Here is a 16,607-nt window from a genome sequence, read left to right on the forward strand (position 1 = left end):
TATCATAGTACTTTACCGATATCCGCACTGCCCACGTATACGCGCGGCAACCCATGCCAGACAAAGGAACGCCATGGATACTACCGATAGCGCCTATGGCGACAAACTCATCCGTCTCGATACGTTCGATACCGCCGTGGCAGTCGACCCCAGTGCCGAGGACGACGCCAAACGCCGGTTTATGACGCTTATTCTTCAGACGGCATACCGCGACAGCGGCAATATCGGACATGTGCTTCGCGCGACCAACACAAGCGGCGAGGTTTTTGCCGTCAAGCTACTCAAGGACAACGCCATCCTTTCCGGCCAAGCCCCCGACCGCTCCGCCGAGCAATCGGCCGCGCACCTGGCCAACACCGCCGCACTGTTCGAGGAGTACCGTCATCTGTGTACCGTCTCGCACCTGCGCGGATTTCCGCGCGTCTATGGCTACGGATCGTGCGAGGACGACCCGCTTATCCTCATGGAGTGGGTCGAGGGCACCTCGCTCAAACAGGCGCTGCCCTTGCTTCCGCACGACGCCTCGGGCGGGCTGACCACCCAGATGGTCGCCGCCGTCGGAAACGCCGTGCTTCGCGCGCTCTTGATGACCCAAGGCCTTGTGAATCCGGTCGTCCATCGCGACCTGTCGCCTGCCAATATCATGTTCCGCACCACCAGCCGAACGCTCGAGCAGCAGATTGCCGATTGCTCCTTTGACCCCTGTCTCATCGACATGGGCTCCGCGACCATGGCCCTCGGCGACGACACGATCACCCGGCGCGCCGACATCTGGCGCTTTGCCACGCCCGCATACGCCGCGCCCGAAATGCTCACGCAGGATATCGAAGGCATCGCGGCCCTTCGCCGCTCGCCCGCGATCGACGTCTATGCGCTTTCGAGCATTCTGTACCAGCTCTACAGCGGTCGCAAACCGTTCGATGTCGAGTCGACGGGTGCCGCGGCGACCGGCTCGTTCTACCTCATAAAGACCAAGACCAAACCGGCGCCGCTCGAGCCGCGCTGCGAGGGCGACAAAGCGCTTGTCCAGATCATCATGAAAGGCATCTCGGTCGAACAGGGCGATCGCCCTACCGAGCAGCAGATGCTCGAGGTGCTCTCGACATACCTCCCCGCTGCAGAATCTGAGGACCACGAGGGTGCAGGAGACGAGGCCGCAATTGATATCGATTCTGGCACGCACCTTAAGGTCGACGTCGCCGGCGAGCGCGCGCGAGAGATTTTGGAGCAGGCCCGGCACGACGTCATGACACGCCGTCGCTTTGTCATCGGCGGCGTCGTTGCAGCCGTTGCGGGGCTCGGCGTTATCGGGGCGGCAACCCATGGCTTTGGCATCCCCGACTACCTGGACGGCATCCGCGGTTCGCTTGACGACTACACCTGGGCTCAGCTGCAGGAGATTTCGCTCAAGATTAAGGCCGCCGAGACCCGTAGCGAGGCACACGAGATTGCCAAGCGCTACCACCTGCTCGACGTTGATGGGCATATCCCCTATCCGTGCACCAAGCGCGTGAAGCTCGCCAACGGGCTGGAGGTCGGCGCTCAGCTTGTGGGCATCCGCCACGATGAGCTTCTGGACGGGACGGGCAAGGCCGGGCTGACGTTTATGTTCGACGCGGGTATTGCCGAGCGCGATGCTGCGACTGAACCGCCGAGCGCCGGCTGGGCAGATTGCGAGCTGCGGGAATGGCTCGACGGCGACGGCCTTAAGCTGCTGCCCAACGAGTTGCGCGCGCTCATTAAAGGGGTCAAGAAGGTCTCGAACAATGTGGGCGCCGCCAACAGTGCATCGTGTCTGAGCGAGTTGCCCGCAACCCTTTGGCTGCCCGCCATGGTCGAGCTGTGCGGTACGCAACCGCCCGATTCGTTTGCCGAGGGCTATCACTACCTGGCAGACATCTACAACGGCGAGGGCAAGGAGTATCAGCTCTTCCGCGAGCTCAAGGTGAGCCCGTATTCCACGAACGAGACGATGGTCCGCCAGTGGAAGGGCAAGGACACCTGCTGGTGGGAACGAACGGTGAGTCCCGACACATCGGAGAGCGAAGGCACGCTCTATATGAACCGTGTGGGCTACGACGGCGACGTCTTTACGTACGCAACGCCTGCGGAAAAGCCAAGCAAGCGAACCTGCGTGATCCCCGGGTTCTGCATCTAGGGAGCGGGCGTCTTGCCGTGACGGGACCCCTCCCCGGCAATTGTCTAGATCTGTAACACCAGCTCGGCAGATACAGGTCTAGATGTTACGGAACGAGACAAAACCCCAACCCCGCGAGACAACATCTCAATCTGTAACAGTAAGGGGTCAAAAAACTCTCTAGATGTTACAGATTGAGATGATTGGTTAGAACGGCCACCGATTGAGCAGCCGCCCTCATCTGTAATGAAAAGTCATACATTCCAACCATTACTGGACACCCCCAGGGGGTATGGGTGTATAGTATCAGCAGGTTAACAATTCCAACAGCGAACCACAGAAAGGAGAAGCCATGGCTCAAGATAAGTTCGACGTGGGCGGCATGACATGCGCCGCTTGCCAGGCGCACGTGGACCGTGCCGTGAGCAAGCTCGATGGCGTCGAGAGCGTCGCGGTCAATCTGCTCGCCGGCTCCATGATGGTCGACTATGACCCCGCGCAGGTCACCCCCGACGACATCTGCACCGCCGTCGATCGTGCTGGCTACTCGGCCTCACCCGTCAGCACGGGCACCGACGCCGCCCAAAGCGGCAGTACGCAAGCCGGGTCCGGCGCCGCCCATATGGAGTCGCCCACCAAAAAACTGGAGGCCGCCGCCTCTGCCATGCGCACTCGTCTCATCGTCTCGATCGTATTCCTCATCCCACTGTTCTACATAGGCATGGGGCACATGCTTGGCTGGCCGCTGCCCGGCATTTTCACCGACCATACCCACAGCATGACGCTCGCCCTCACCGAGCTCGTCCTGCTTATCCCCATCGTCTATGTCAACGACGCGTACTTTATCAACGGGTTTAAATCGCTCGCGCACGGCGCGCCCACCATGGACGCCCTTATTGCCGTAGGCGCCACCGCTTCCGTCGCCTGGTCGTTCTATGCCATGTTTATCATGGCCGACCAGCTGGCCGCCGGGCAAATCCACGAGGCCATGATGACGGGCATGGACAACCTCTATTTTGAGAGCGCGGGCACGATTCTGTCGCTCGTCACCGTGGGCAAATACCTCGAGACGCGCAGCAAGTCCAAGACCGGCGGCGCCATCGAGGCGCTCATCGACTTGGCGCCCAAGACCGCGACCGTCGTTGCCGATGACAGCACCGAGACCACGGTGAACGTCGACAGTATCCTTCCCGGCCAGGTCCTGCGCGTGCGCCCCGGCGAGTCTATCCCCGTCGACGGCGTGGTACTCGAGGGCGCGTCGGCCGTGGACGAGAGTGCGCTCACCGGCGAGTCCATCCCCGTGGAAAAGACCGCCGGCGACACCGTCAACGCCGCCACCGTCAACCGCACCGGTTCGTTTACCTTCCGTGCCACACGCGTGGGCGCCGACACGTCGCTTGCCAAAATCATCCAGCTCGTCGAGGACGCCAACGCCACCAAGGCGCCCATCGCCCGCCTGGCCGACAAGGTCGCCGGCGTGTTTGTGCCCGTGGTGTTCGTGATCTCGGCCGTGACCTTTGCGGTATGGATGGCGCTGACCGGCAGCATAAACGAGGCGCTCACCTCCGCCGTGGCCGTGTTGGTGATCAGCTGCCCGTGCGCACTCGGCCTGGCCACGCCCGTCGCCATTATGGTGGGCACCGGCAAGGGCGCCGAGATGGGCATTCTGTTTAAGAGCGCCGAGGCGCTGGAGAATCTGCGCAACGTGGGCGCCGTGGTGCTCGATAAGACCGGCACCGTCACCCGCGGCAAGCCGGCCGTGACCGACATTGTGGTTGCCGTGCGCGCCGACGGCTCGCCCGCCATGAGCGAAAAGTCGCTGCTCAAGCTGGCCGCCGCGTTGGAGCGCTCGAGCGAGCACCCGCTGGCCGAGGCGATTATGGCCGAGTGCGAGGCACGCGGAATTGTCGCGCGCATGGTCGAGGACTTTGCCGCCGTGCCCGGTCGTGGCGTAACGGCGCGCGAGGGGCAGAATGTCATCGCCGCCGGCAACGTACGCCTGATGAACGAGTTGGGCGTTACCGTGCCCGCGGGTCTTACCGAGCAATTTGCCGCCGAGGGCAAAACACCGCTGTTCTTTGCCAAGAACGGCGAGCTTGTCGGCACCATCGCCGTGGCTGACGAGGTCAAAGAGACGAGCGCCGGGGCCATCGCCGCGCTCCGCAAGCTCGGCGTCGACGTGCGCATGCTCACCGGCGACAACCGCGTGACGGCCGAGGCTATCGCCCGCCGCGTGGGACTCACCAGCGAACAGGTCATCGCCGACGTCCTCCCCGCCGACAAGGAACGCCACGTGCGCGAACTGCAGGATGCGGGCGGCAAGGTCGCCATGGTGGGCGACGGCATCAACGACTCCCCCGCCCTGGCGCGCGCCGACGTGGGCCTTGCGATCGGCACCGGCGCCGACATCGCCAAGGAGGGCGCCGACGTGGTACTCATGCGCAGCGACCTCATGGATGTTGCGCGCGCCATCGAGCTTTCGCGCGCCACGATCCGCAACATCAAGCAGGACCTGTTCTGGGCGCTGTTCTACAACGGCATCGGCATTCCGCTGGCGGCAGGCGTGTTCTTCCCCCTCACCGGTTGGCAGCTCTCGCCGATGTTCGGCGCCGCGGCCATGAGCCTGTCGAGCGTATGCGTCGTAAGCAATGCGCTGCGCCTACGAACCTTTAAGCCTAAAGTGGCAAAATAGGTTCACCCTTAAGTCCATTTAGAACGGGTTTTCCAGGTGCCCGAGATTGACCTGAAAGAGGAGCGACGCGTACTTTGGTACGCGAGCGACGGCTTGAAGGCCAAGGTCGGGTGCCTGGGAAAGCCGACACAACAGAGAGGAATACCGATGCGATACACAATCAAGACTTCCGGCCTCATGTGCGGCCACTGCGACGCCACCGTCGAGACGGCGTTGCTCAACGTTGCCGGCGTGACCGACGCCGATGCCGATCACGAGACTCAGACCGTCCAGGTGGAGTGCGCCGACACCGTGACCGCCGAGCAGCTCGCCGCCGCTGTCGAGAGCGCCGGCGAGAAGTTCCACGCCCTATCCGTGACCGCCGCGTAGCAGCTACCAGAAGCATTCGACCCCATCGACCAGAAACGAGGACCCGCCATGATGGCAGACCACAAATCGGTGACCCGCATGCTCAAGACGGCACGCGGCCAGATCGACGGCATCTTGCGGATGGTCGATGAGGACCGCTACTGCGTCGATATTTCCACGCAGCTCATGGCAACGCAGGCGCTCATTGCGCGCATCAACGCCGATGTGCTCAAGGCGCATATCGAGGGCTGCGTGACTTCGGCAATCGAATCGGGCGACGAAGACCTCAAAGCCGCCAAGCTCGCCGAGATCGAACGCGTCGTCGACAAGCTCTCCAAGTAATTGGGGCATTGGGGACAGACTGCTTTGCACCATCTTGGTGTATCGGGGATAGGTACGTTTGCACCACCTTGGTGCAGATTAACCTGTCCCCCTTGCTCTAAATCGGGTATAAAGGCGAGCAGCATATCGAACGAAAGGCAATTTGCATGAATGACTTTATGAAGGGTCGCAATGGTGCCGATGAACTCACCATCGTGATGGGTTTTGCCGGCATCGTCATCGCGATGATCGGATCGATAGCCCGCATCCAGTGGCTCAGCTGGATCGCCATCGCCGTGATCGTGATTGGCGTGCTGCGCGGCCTGTCCAAAAACATCGATGCGCGTCGCAAGGAAAACGCTGCCTTTGTCACCGCGACCGCGAACGTCCCCGGCTTGGGCAAGTTTGTCGCCAGCTTGGGCGGCGGCGCTGCGGCGGCCGGCACCTCGCGCGCGGCTGGAACGAGCAAGGAAGACTTTGAGCGCGCCAAGCGCACGGCCAAGAAGATGTGGAAGGGTCGCAAGACCACGGCATACCTCAAGTGCCCCAACTGCGGCCAGATGCTCTCCGTCCCCAAGGGCAAGGGCAAGATCCGCGTCACCTGCCCCAAGTGCCACGCTAAGATGGAAACCCGCTCCTAGCGCCCGCACGCGGGACAAATTAATCAGGTTTGTTTGTCCCAAATCTTAAGTATTTGTTCGATAAAAAAGCCGAGGCCTCGTGTTGAGACCTCGGCTTTTTACATGCGGCAACGGAGCTACACCTTTGTCACACCTATGCCACACCGTCACGGGCGAGCTCCTCGGCCAGCGCCTCGGCCGGCATGGCCATAATCGCGTCGAGCTCGGCGTCCACCTCGGGAATACGCTTTACCTTGAGCTTGCGTACCAGATCACCGCGACACATCACATGTATCGGCTCACGCAGAGCGCACAGGTCATCGAGCGGATTCTTGCGCGTCACCAGAATATCGGCGGCCTTGCCGCACTCGATCGCACCGGTCTCGCCGCCCAGCCCCAGGAGCTCGGCATTGACCTGCGTAGCCGTATGCAGCGCGAAGGCGTTGCTCACGCCGACATACTTGGCAAAATAGGCCACCTCACGCCACATGTCGTACTGCGTCACGAACGGGCAGCTCGAATCTGTGCCAAGGCCCACCTTAACGCCAGCTTCCAGCGCCGCACGAGCACTCTCGATAATGCCCGAGCACACGATGTCGCCGTTCTTCTTTTGCGTATCGGTCGAATGGGTCTTTTCCGGGTCGAGCAATACAAACGGTAGCGCCGGGCTGATCGTGCAGGTAACGCTGGGCGCACGTCCCTCGAGCTGCGTGCCCGCGGCGCCACGGTACAGCTCCAGGATCTCGGGCGTCATCGGGGCACCGTGCTCGATCGTATCGACGCCGGCCTCAAGCGCGGCCTTCACGCCCTCGGTACTCTCGACATGGGCCATAACCGGCAGGCCCACCTCGTGCGCCGCCTTGCACGCCGCCGCGGCAACCTCCACCGGCATACGCAGCACGCCCGGCTCGCCCACCTCGGTCGCATCGAACACACCGCCCGTTACGAACAACTTGATGACGTCGGCACCACGCGCGTACAAGTCGCGCACCTGTTCGGCCGCCTCGTCGGGCGTATTGGCGACCTGCGCGAACAGCCCCGCGCCGTGGCCACCCGGCACTGTAACGCCCGTTCCCGGCGCTACCAGACGCGGACCCTGATACTTGCCGGCATCGATAGCATCGCGCACGGCGATGTCGGCAAACAGCGGGTCACCCGCACCGCGCACCGTAGTCACGCCGCTTGCCAGCTGCTGCTGGGCGCTGCCTTTGAGGATGTGGCGAACGATGGCGCGGCCCACGGGATTGTCGAGCTTCTTCATCAGCGCGCCCGCATCACCCGCCGAGACCGGCTTGCCCGAACCGCACAGGTGCACGTGCATATTGATGAGGCCCGGCATGAGATACGCCCCTGCCAGGTCGATGACCTCGGCCCCCGCTGGAGCTTGGGCCACAGCGCTCGGTCCCATCCAGGTGATGATGCCACGCTCGACGACCACGGCCATATCGGGCTGCGGCTCCATATGCTCCGAACCATCCAGAACGGTCGCATTGATAAACAATGTGGGACGATCGGCAGATGCCATATCGAGCTCCTCCCTCACGATTAACTTGAACATTTGTTCATTATCACCTAGTCCCGCTGGATTGCTGCAGACGCATCGGTTAACGGAAGAAAGAGGGGATGTGGGGAGACGGAACACGTTGCAGTCCCACCCCAGCGACACCAGGGAAATGTCTCGATCTGTAACAGGTACAGGGTTATTAGGCCCCTTGATGTTACAGATCGAGACATTCGGTCGACGTTTCACCGGCTTGTCTCGATCTGTAACAATTACGAGCTCAAACAACCTCTAAACGTTACTGATCGAGACAAAACCTCTCAGCGCCCATACCACTGGCATCTCCACTCCTCAGCCAATTCAACCTGCCGAGGAATACCCGCCAGCCTCATTTTCTCGATCAGCTTCCCCGGATTCTTGAGCTCATCAAACGTAAACCGAAGCACCTTATGCCCGAGCATTGTCAGATGAGATTCCCGCTGACGCTCTGCCACGAATGGGTCAACCGACTCCCGACCCTCGCCGCTCTGCAAGGTGTACTTCCCCTTTCCGTCGAGCTCGCCGATGACACACGTCCCGTCCTCGAGCCGCCAAAAATAGTCGACGCGAAACACCTGGCTCGGATCGAGCGGGTCGCGAAACTCCACCTGCAGCTCCGGAACCGGGAAGCCGTACGCAATAAAGAATGCTCGGAACCGAGACTCGCCGCCGTTTTCAGACAGCCCGTCCGCATACGACGCAATCACCTGTGCCCTGCGATACCCTCGCCTGCCCTCGCAATCGGCGCGGAGGCGCTCGCACAAATCCCCACGTGATACGCCTTTCGCCCGCAGTGCAGAATCGGCAATCGCCAACCCGTAGGAGAACGGCGCACGCAGTAGGCAATCCTCCACCGTGCGCCAAAACGACGTCACCCGCACGCCATCAACATGCTCGAGTGCGCCCGCCATCTGCGGACGCAACAACCTGCACCCGCCGCTCAACGTCACCGAACAACCCGTCTTAACAAGAAAACGCGACCCAAGCAGATCATTCGGCACCTCCAGACCCCACAAAAGCGCCGCGTCATAGCCCCAAAACGCCCAATCGGGATGAAACTCTGCAAGCCCTTTGATGGTACTCAGCGTTCGCTCCGCCGGCGTCAGCACACCCCAATCATGTTGAAAGCAGAACAAATACGGCTCGGGTTCCGCGATATCGTCGGTTCCAACATGACGCCGCAGCCACATGAGCTCGGCATTGTCATGCGTTGCGAGCAGCGCACCTTGCTCGGTCGCCTCCGTGAGTCGCGCGAGCATCCTATTCCGCGCCAACGTGTTGCGAGTCGTATGCTTGTGCTTGAAAACGGTATTAGACACTTCCATCACCACCACATCGGACAAATGGACCATCGTCACCGTTGCCTCCACCGACAAACGTCTTGATCTGTAACAAGAAGACCGATTTTTGTACTGTAGATGTTACAGATTGAGACATTCCCCCCAGCCAGGTGCCAAACGTCTCGATCTGTACCAGTAAGACGTTCTCCAGGCCCCTAAACGTTACAGATTTAGACAAACCAGCGGCGCCCAAGCATTCGTCTCGATCTGTAACAGATAGACTGGTTTTTGTCCCCAAACGTTACAGATCGAGACAAAAGGGCAGAAGGCAAGGCAGGCGACAACCGCCCATCCTCTACCCCCATTCCTGTTCGTAGATGTTGAGGGACTTTACGTACCGCCCCTGGGCGCCCATGATGTCGCGGACCAGACGCAAGAAGAAGCTGATGCACGAGGTGTCAAAGCCGTCCTGCAGATCCTCGGGATGCACCGCACCCGGTCCGTCGACCGCCGTGTCGTTCAGGCGCGCGATGTCATACAGGTAGAGCTGTCCCGCCGTAAGCCAGACATCGTCGACGCAGGCGAGGCGCACCGCAATCGCGCCGTCGTTCCAATGCTCCTTCTGCACGATATGCGGGTCGTAGACATCAAAGCGATGATCGGTGCGCGTGTCCTTCAGCACGACCATGCCGGACGCAGGATTCTTGTCCAAAATGCCAAAGCGCGAGAAATACTGCGTGTCGCGTACCCGCTCGAGCCGCTTGAGCGAGGCAGGCGAAAGCGATGCCGGCGGCTCGTCAACATATAGCTCGAGCAGCGTTTTGCCATGGCGATAGGGGCGCTCGAAGAGCAGCCAATCGGTAAACGCCATGTTGTAGGCCATGATTTCGTTTTGAGAAGGTTCCTCGCAATAGCTGAGCCACGGGGCGACGATAATCTCGAACTGTTCGCGCGCCGGCTCCAGGAATTGAAACTTCCGCAGCATCCAAAAGTGAGCCATGTCGGCAATATCGTTGCCGACGGCTTCAGCCAGCTCTGCTCGGTCAAAAGCGTGGTCAGTCATGGCATCCTCCTCAAACTGATGGACCTCAATTTGAGCTTACGAGGAGGGTGGGCAGCCACGACCAGCGCGGGCAAAATAGGCCTCCGACTGCAAACCAGATGCTGACCAAACACTTGACGAAAAGCTTGACCGAAAATGTGCACCGCAACAAAACCGCAGGCAAACATAGACGGCCAACCCGCCCTTTTGAGCCAGATGCCTGCAGCCACCACAGAAACAACAGGTGACCACAGCCCAAGAAGTCGACAAATGAACACCCGCACATCGACAAACGAGCAAATTGCTCGCAAAGAGTGTCCCCAACGACTAGACAAAAAAATGGCTAGTCATTGGGGACGTTCTTAAATGACTACTTTACAGCTCCAGCGCCTCGGCGACTTCGGCTGCGCAGGCCAGGGCATCGGCCATGGCACTCACCACGAGCGAGCTGCCGTTGCGGGCATCACCCGCCACATACACCGGCGCGGCATCCGCGGCGACGCCCTCCGTGCGAGCCGCGAGATGCGAGCCCTCGGCAGCCATCACCGGCAGCGGACGACCAGCGGTGGCAACAGGCACGCTCACCGCATCGAACACACCGTACTCCGGACCCGTAAAGCCGCAGGCGATGAGCACCAGCTGCGCTGGCACCTCGTGCTCGGAGCCCGCGATGCGCTCGGGCTTTCCCGCCGACCAGTCCAGATCGACCACGCGCAGACCCGCAGCCGCACCCTTCTTGTCCAGCAGCACCTCGAGTGTATCCACGGCCCAGGCACGCATCTCGCCACCCATCGCAGCGATAGCCTCCTGCTGGCCGTAATCGGTCTTCTTAACGTTGGGCCACTGCGGCCAGGGGTTGCCTGCCGCGCGCTTATCGGGCGCAGCCGGCAAGAACTCAAACTGGCGCACGCTGCGCGCGCCCTGACGCACCGCGGTACCCACGCAGTCGTTGCCGGTATCGCCACCGCCAATGACCACGACGTCCAGGCCGCGTGCGTCAATAGCAGGCTCACCGCCATCGAGCACCGAGACGGTCGAAGCCGTCAGGTAGTCCACGGCATACACCACGCCCGGGGCATCAATGTTCGCAGCCGAAAGTCCACGCGGAGCACGGGCGCCGGCAGCCACCACGGCGGCGTCAAAGTCGTCGAGCCTGGCGGTAACCTTGGGATCGCTCACGTCGGCGCCCAGCTCGAACACAATACCCAGCTCGCGCATGAGCGCCACACGACGCTCGACCACAGACTTCTCGAGCTTCATGTTGGGAATGCCGTACATGAGTAGGCCGCCGGGGCGGTCGTCGCGCTCAAACACCGTCACGCGGGCACCGCGACGTGCAAGCTCCCATGCTGCCACCAGGCCAGCCGGGCCGGAACCAACCACGGCGACCGAGGGCGCGTCCTCCCCTGCCGGCTCAAAGCGACGTGGGCCGCCGTTGGCCCACTCATGGTCGCTGATCGCACGCTCGTTATCGTGAATCGTCGTGGGTTGGCCGTCGACCGAGCCCAGGTTGCACGCGGCCTCGCACAGTGCCGGGCACACGCGGCTCGTGAACTCAGGCATGGGCGAGGTGAGCGACAGGCGCTCGGCAGCCTCATCCCAGCGGCCGCGGTACACCAGCTCGTTCCACTCGGGAATCAAGTTGTGCAGCGGGCAGCCGCTCGGACGTGCCTTGCCAAAGCTCGCGCCCATCTGGCAAAACGCCACGCCGCACATCATGCAGCGGCTCGCCTGGGCGCGACGTGCGTCGTCGTCGAGCTCCACGTACAGCGGATCGAAATCACGGCTGCGCTCCTCCACGGGGCGAAGCTCGTGGGTCACGCGATCGATATCAAGAAAAGCACCGGGCTTACCCATGGCACTTACGCCTCCTTCTTGGTCGAAGCAACAGAGCTGGCAGCCACAGACGCAGCACCCGCAGCACCGCCCGCAATATCGAAGCGAGCGACATCCGCGGCGCTCGCGCGACCGGTCACAATGTCAAACGCCAGTTCCTCTGCCTGCGCATGTGTCTTGCCGGCAGCCTCGCTCGCAGCGACAATCGCCAGCACACGCTCGTACTCGGTCGGAATGACCTTCACAAAGTGCTTGCTCATCGTCTCAAAGCTGTAGAGCAGCTTGATGCCGCGCGGGCTCTGCGTCGCGTCCACGTGCTCCTGGATGAGCTCGCGAATCTGCGCCAGCTCGCCGGCAGTCGGGGCCTTGAGCTCAACGCTCTCGTGGTTCACGCGGGCATCGAGCGTGCCGTACTGGTCAAAGACATAAGCCACGCCACCCGTCATGCCGGCAGCGAAGTTCTGCCCGACCTCGCCCAGGATGAGCGCCAGGCCACCCGTCATGTACTCGCAACCGTGGTTGCCGCAACCCTCGACCACCACGGTGGCACCGGAGTTGCGTACGCCAAAGCGCTGGCCGGCCAGGCCGTTGATGAAGCCACGGCCGCTCGTGGCGCCAAAGAACGCAACGTTGCCCACGATGATGTTTTCGTCGAACTTATAGGTCGCATGCGGGTTGGGGCGCACCGACACCTCGCCGCCCGAAAGGCCCTTGCCAAAGTAGTCGTTGGCGTCGCCGCACACGTTGAGCGTAATGCCGCGCGGCAGGAAGGCGCCAAAGCCCTGACCGGCCGATCCATCGCAATCGATGGTGATGGAGCCGGCGGGCAGGCCCTCGGGATGCGCCTTGGTCACCGCGTTACCCAGGATGGTGCCCACGCAACGGTTGACGTTGGCGATATCAGCGCGGAAGCGAATCGGACGCAAGTGGGCACGGGCATCGGCCGTATAGGGCACGAACAGCGTGGAGTCGAGCGTCTTGTCGAGCTCGCTGTCCGCGGCCATCTGCGGCAGGAAGTGACGACCGTCGGCACCCGGGATATGGGCACCGAACTCGCAGGTCGCGCTCGCCAGCACGGGCGACAGATCGAGCAGGTTGGCCTTACGGTTGCCCGGGACCTCAATCTGGCGCAAGCACTCGGGATGGCCGACCATCTCGTCGACGGTGCGGAAGCCCAGGCTCGCCATGACCTCGCGCAGTTGCTCGACAACAAAGAGCATAAAGTGCTCGACGTGCTCGGGCTTGCCGCGGAAGCCGCGACGCAGGCGGCAGTTTTGCGTGGCGATGCCGGCGGGGCAGGTATCCTGCTGGCAGTCGCGCTGCATGAGGCAGCCCATCGAGATGAGCGGCATGGTCGCAAAGCCAAACTCCTCGGCGCCCAGCAGGCAGGCGACGGCAACATCGGTGCCGTCCATGAGCTTGCCGTCGGCCTCGAGCACCACGCGCGAGCGCAGGCCGTTTTGCAGCAGCGTCTGCTGGGCCTCGGCAAGGCCAAGCTCCAGCGGCAGACCGGCGTGCCAGATCGAATCGCGAGCAGCGGCACCCGAGCCGCCATTGTGGCCGCTGATCAAGATCTTGTCGGCAGCGCCCTTGGCCACACCGGTGGCGATGGTGCCGACGCCGGCCTCGCTGACCAGCTTGACCGACACGCGTGCGCCAGGGTTGGCGTTCTTAAGGTCAAAGATGAGCTCGGCCAGGTCTTCGATGGAGTAGATGTCGTGATGCGGCGGAGGCGAGATCAGGCCGATGCCGGGCGTGGACTGACGGACCTCGGCAATCCAGGGGTAGACCTTCTTGCCGGGCAGGTGGCCACCCTCGCCGGGCTTGGCGCCCTGGGCCATCTTGATCTGAATCTCGAAGGCGCTGCACAGGTAGCGGCTCGTCACGCCAAAGCGCGCACTTGCCACCTGTTTGATCGCGGAGTTCTTGGAATCACCGTTAGCCAGCGGGGTCTCGCGACGCGGATCCTCACCGCCCTCGCCGGAGTTGGAACGGCCGTGCAGGCGGTTCATGGCGATGGCCATGCACTCGTGTGCTTCCTTGCTGATGGAGCCGTACGACATGGCGCCGGTGTTAAAGCGGCGGACGATGTTGAGCGCGGGCTCGACCTCGTCGAGCGAAACCGGCGTGCGGCCGCTGGCATCAAAGTCGAGCAAGTCGCGCAGACGCACGGCACGGCCGGTGCGGTGCAGGCGGGCGCTGTACTCCTTAAAGGTGTCGTAGCTGTCCTCACGGCAGGCGGTCTGCAGCAGGTAGACGGCCTGGGGGTCGATGAGGTGTTCCTCGCCGCCGAGCGGGCGCCACTTGGTCAGGCCCAGCGTGGGCAGCTGATCGGGAGCCGGGCTTTTAAGGATGGCGAGCGCGGCGTCATAGCGCTCGTTTTGCTCGCGCTCAACGTCCTCGACACCCATACCGCCCACACGGCTCACCGTGCCGGCGAAGTACGCGTTGACGAACTCCGGAGTAAAGCCGACGGCCTCGAAAATCTGCGCGGAGTGATAGCTCTGCACCGTGGAGATACCCATCTTGGACATGATGGAGACGATACCCGCCGTCGCGGCCTTGTTGTAGTTGTCGATGCCCTGCTCGGCCGTCACGTCCAGGTCGCCGCGTGCTGCCAAGTCGCGGATGCACGCATGCGCATTGTACGGATAGATGCCGCTTGCGGAGTAGCCCACCAGCGCCGCAAAGTCGTGCGGGGACACGGCATCGCCGCACTCCACCACGATGTCGGCAAAGGTACGCACGCCAGCGCGAATCAGGTGGTTGTGCACACAGCCCACGGCGAGCAGCGACGGCACGGGCACCTCGCCCGCAGCGGCACGATCGCTCAACACCACGATGTTCACGCCGTCGCGGACCGCAGCCTCAACGTCCTCTGCAAGCTGCTTGAGCGCAGCCTGCAGCGCGCCCTCGCCGGCGTCACGACGGTAGACGGCACGGAAACGGCGAGTCTTAAAGCCCACGCGGTCGATGGCGCAAATGCGGTCGAACTCCTCCTCGCTCAGCAGCGGACGCTCCAGGCGAACCAGCTGGCAGGCCGTACGGGAATCCTCGAGCAGGTTGCCGTGGTTGCCCAGGTAGAGCGTGGTCGAGGTGACCATATGCTCGCGCAGGGCGTCGATCGGCGGGTTCGTGACCTGGGCGAACAGCTGATAGAAGTAATCAAAGAACGAGCGTGTCTTCTTGGACAGGCAGGCCAGCGGCGCATCGATGCCCATCGAGGCGAGCGGTGCCTTGCCCTGCTGGGCCATGGGACGCACGACCTCGTCGACGTCATCCCAGTGGTAGCCGAGCTTGGCCATACGCACGGCGGCGGGCACCTCGGCATCCTCGGCGGGCGTTGCCGCGGCAGGCCTATCGAGCGCGTCGACGGTCAGCGTCTCCTCGGCAATCCAATCACGGTAGGGCTTTTCCTTAGCGTAACGGGCGCGCAGCTCATCGTTGTAGATGACGCGACCGCGGGCAAAGTCGACCTCGAGCATCTGGCCTGGTCCCAGGCAGCCGCTCGTCAGGATGTTCTCGGGGCTCACCTCGATGGTGCCTACCTCGCTTGCCAGCATAAAACGACCGTCGCGCGTCACATAGTAGCGGGCGGGACGCAGGCCGTTACGGTCGAGGGCGGCACCCAAGGTACGACCGTCGGTAAAGGCGATGGCGGCCGGGCCATCCCACGGCTCCATGAGCATGGACTGGTAAGCGTCGTAGGCGCGGCGCTCCTCACTCAGGCTGTCGTTGTGGTCCCACGGCTCGGGCAGCAGCATGGACGCGGCACGCGTGAGCGGGCGACCGTTCATGACCAGGAACTCAAGCACATTGTCCAGAATCGCGGAATCGGAGCCCTCGCGGTTGATGATGGGCATCACGCGCTCAAGATCGTGCTGCAGCACGGGGCTGTACAGGTTGGGCTCGCGGGCGCGAATCCAGTTGACATTGCCCTTGAGGGTATTGATCTCGCCGTTGTGGATGATAAAGCGGTTGGGGTGCGCGCGCTCCCAACTGGGTGTGGTGTTGGTGGAGTAGCGCGAGTGGACGAGCGCCACGGCCGTCTTGACGGCGGCATCGTTGAGATCGATGAAGAAGCGGCGCATCTGCGTGGCGACCAGCATGCCCTTGTACACGATAGTGCGCGAGCTCATGGAGCAGACGTAGAAGATCTTGTCGCGCAGGGCAAACTCGGCATCGGCCTTCTTCTCGATAGTGCGACGGCACACGTACAGGCGGCGCTCGAAGGCGTCACCCGCCGGCGTATCGTCAGGGCGGCCCAGAAAGGCTTGCAGAATGGTGGGCATGCAGGCGCGGGCGGTCTCACCCAGGTCGTGCGGGTCGACGGGCACCTCTCGCCAAAAGAGCAGCGGCACGCCGGCCTCGGCGCAACCCTCCTCAAACACGCGGCGGGCATCCTCTACGCCCTTGTCATCCTGCGGAAAGAACAGGATGGCCACACCATAGTCGCCCTCTGCCGGCAGAATCTGGCCGCACTTTTGAGCCTCTTTACGGAAAAAGTGATGCGGAACCTGGAACAGGATGCCGGCACCGTCGCCGGTGTTCTTCTCGAGGCCCGTGCCGCCGCGGTGCTCCAAGTTGACCAGAATGGACAGCGCGTCGTCCAGAATCTGGTGATGGCGCTCACCGTTGATATCGGCAAGTGCGCCGATGCCACATGCATCGTGGTCGAATTCGGGGCGATAAAGGCCCTGCTGTTGAGCGGAATCTGCCTGCATCGCGATCCTCCCCTAGATATTTAGACAGTCAGTTGAATAGGCATAGTAGGAGCATCAGGGCATCGTT

At 62.5% G+C, this 16,607-nt stretch carries 10 protein-coding genes; 5 read left to right on the forward strand and 5 right to left on the reverse strand.

Annotation, left to right across the window (positions count from 1 at the left end; genetic code table 11):
- Window positions 1-73: 73 nt before the first annotated feature.
- From ACGHIZ_RS08460 to ACGHIZ_RS08480, 5 genes are all read left to right on the forward strand, one after another.
- Window positions 74-2,158, forward strand: coding sequence for a DUF6273 domain-containing protein (locus ACGHIZ_RS08460; protein ID WP_390447485.1), 2,085 nt, complete (start codon window positions 74-76; stop codon window positions 2,156-2,158).
- A 331-nt stretch (window positions 2,159-2,489) separates the two neighbouring features.
- Complete coding sequence (locus ACGHIZ_RS08465) at window positions 2,490-4,829, forward strand: heavy metal translocating P-type ATPase (RefSeq protein ID WP_390447488.1); 2,340 nt, start codon at window positions 2,490-2,492, stop codon at window positions 4,827-4,829.
- A 147-nt stretch (window positions 4,830-4,976) separates the two neighbouring features.
- Window positions 4,977-5,198 (forward strand): heavy metal-associated domain-containing protein, encoded by a 222-nt coding sequence (locus ACGHIZ_RS08470; RefSeq protein WP_349103111.1) that lies wholly within the window; start codon window positions 4,977-4,979, stop codon window positions 5,196-5,198.
- A gap of 48 nt (window positions 5,199-5,246) precedes the next feature.
- Complete coding sequence (locus tag ACGHIZ_RS08475) at window positions 5,247-5,519, forward strand: metal-sensing transcriptional repressor (RefSeq protein ID WP_055285698.1); 273 nt, start codon at window positions 5,247-5,249, stop codon at window positions 5,517-5,519.
- A gap of 146 nt (window positions 5,520-5,665) precedes the next feature.
- Window positions 5,666-6,139 carry a hypothetical protein gene (locus ACGHIZ_RS08480; RefSeq protein WP_117639812.1) on the forward strand — a complete coding sequence of 158 codons (474 nt, stop codon included), beginning with the start codon at window positions 5,666-5,668 and terminating at the stop codon, window positions 6,137-6,139.
- Between the two features lie 133 nt (window positions 6,140-6,272).
- Here the strand turns inward: ACGHIZ_RS08480 and ACGHIZ_RS08485 are convergent, their stop codons facing one another.
- From ACGHIZ_RS08485 to gltB, 5 genes are all read right to left on the reverse strand, one after another.
- The gene (locus ACGHIZ_RS08485; RefSeq protein WP_390447491.1) at window positions 6,273-7,643 is read right to left on the reverse strand and encodes an amidohydrolase family protein; all 1,371 of its coding nucleotides are present in this window, start codon (window positions 7,641-7,643) and stop codon (window positions 6,273-6,275) included.
- A gap of 296 nt (window positions 7,644-7,939) precedes the next feature.
- On the reverse strand, window positions 7,940-9,028 hold the full coding sequence (locus tag ACGHIZ_RS08490) for a hypothetical protein (RefSeq protein ID WP_390447494.1): 1,089 nt from the start codon (window positions 9,026-9,028) through the stop codon (window positions 7,940-7,942).
- Window positions 9,029-9,293: 265 nt separating this feature from the next.
- Window positions 9,294-10,001 carry a hypothetical protein gene (locus ACGHIZ_RS08495; RefSeq protein ID WP_390447497.1) on the reverse strand — a complete coding sequence of 236 codons (708 nt, stop codon included), beginning with the start codon at window positions 9,999-10,001 and terminating at the stop codon, window positions 9,294-9,296.
- Window positions 10,002-10,355: 354 nt separating this feature from the next.
- Entirely contained in the window at window positions 10,356-11,837 is a 1,482-nt protein-coding gene (locus ACGHIZ_RS08500; RefSeq protein ID WP_373591124.1) for a glutamate synthase subunit beta, read from the reverse strand.
- A 5-nt stretch (window positions 11,838-11,842) separates the two neighbouring features.
- Window positions 11,843-16,540, reverse strand: coding sequence for a glutamate synthase large subunit (gene gltB / locus ACGHIZ_RS08505; protein ID WP_390447500.1), 4,698 nt, complete (start codon window positions 16,538-16,540; stop codon window positions 11,843-11,845).
- Between the last annotated feature and the right edge of the window lie 67 nt (window positions 16,541-16,607).

The organism is Collinsella sp. i05-0019-G5 (assembly GCF_042851345.1).
Classification (GTDB): Bacteria; Actinomycetota; Coriobacteriia; order Coriobacteriales; family Coriobacteriaceae; genus Collinsella.

Excerpts from the sequence above, each read along its gene's own strand:
- ACGHIZ_RS08460 (WP_390447485.1), top strand. The coding sequence starts at position 74 with ATGGATACTACCGATAGCGCCTATGGCGACAAACTCATCCGTCTCGAT.
- ACGHIZ_RS08465 (WP_390447488.1), top strand. The coding sequence starts at position 2,490 with ATGGCTCAAGATAAGTTCGACGTGGGCGGCATGACATGCGCCGCTTGC.
- ACGHIZ_RS08470 (WP_349103111.1), top strand. The coding sequence starts at position 4,977 with ATGCGATACACAATCAAGACTTCCGGCCTCATGTGCGGCCACTGCGAC.
- ACGHIZ_RS08475 (WP_055285698.1), top strand. The coding sequence starts at position 5,247 with ATGATGGCAGACCACAAATCGGTGACCCGCATGCTCAAGACGGCACGC.
- ACGHIZ_RS08480 (WP_117639812.1), top strand. The coding sequence starts at position 5,666 with ATGAATGACTTTATGAAGGGTCGCAATGGTGCCGATGAACTCACCATC.
- ACGHIZ_RS08485 (WP_390447491.1), bottom strand. The coding sequence starts at position 7,643 with ATGGCATCTGCCGATCGTCCCACATTGTTTATCAATGCGACCGTTCTG.
- ACGHIZ_RS08495 (WP_390447497.1), bottom strand. The coding sequence starts at position 10,001 with ATGACTGACCACGCTTTTGACCGAGCAGAGCTGGCTGAAGCCGTCGGC.
- ACGHIZ_RS08500 (WP_373591124.1), bottom strand. The coding sequence starts at position 11,837 with ATGGGTAAGCCCGGTGCTTTTCTTGATATCGATCGCGTGACCCACGAG.
- gltB (WP_390447500.1), bottom strand. The coding sequence starts at position 16,540 with ATGCAGGCAGATTCCGCTCAACAGCAGGGCCTTTATCGCCCCGAATTC.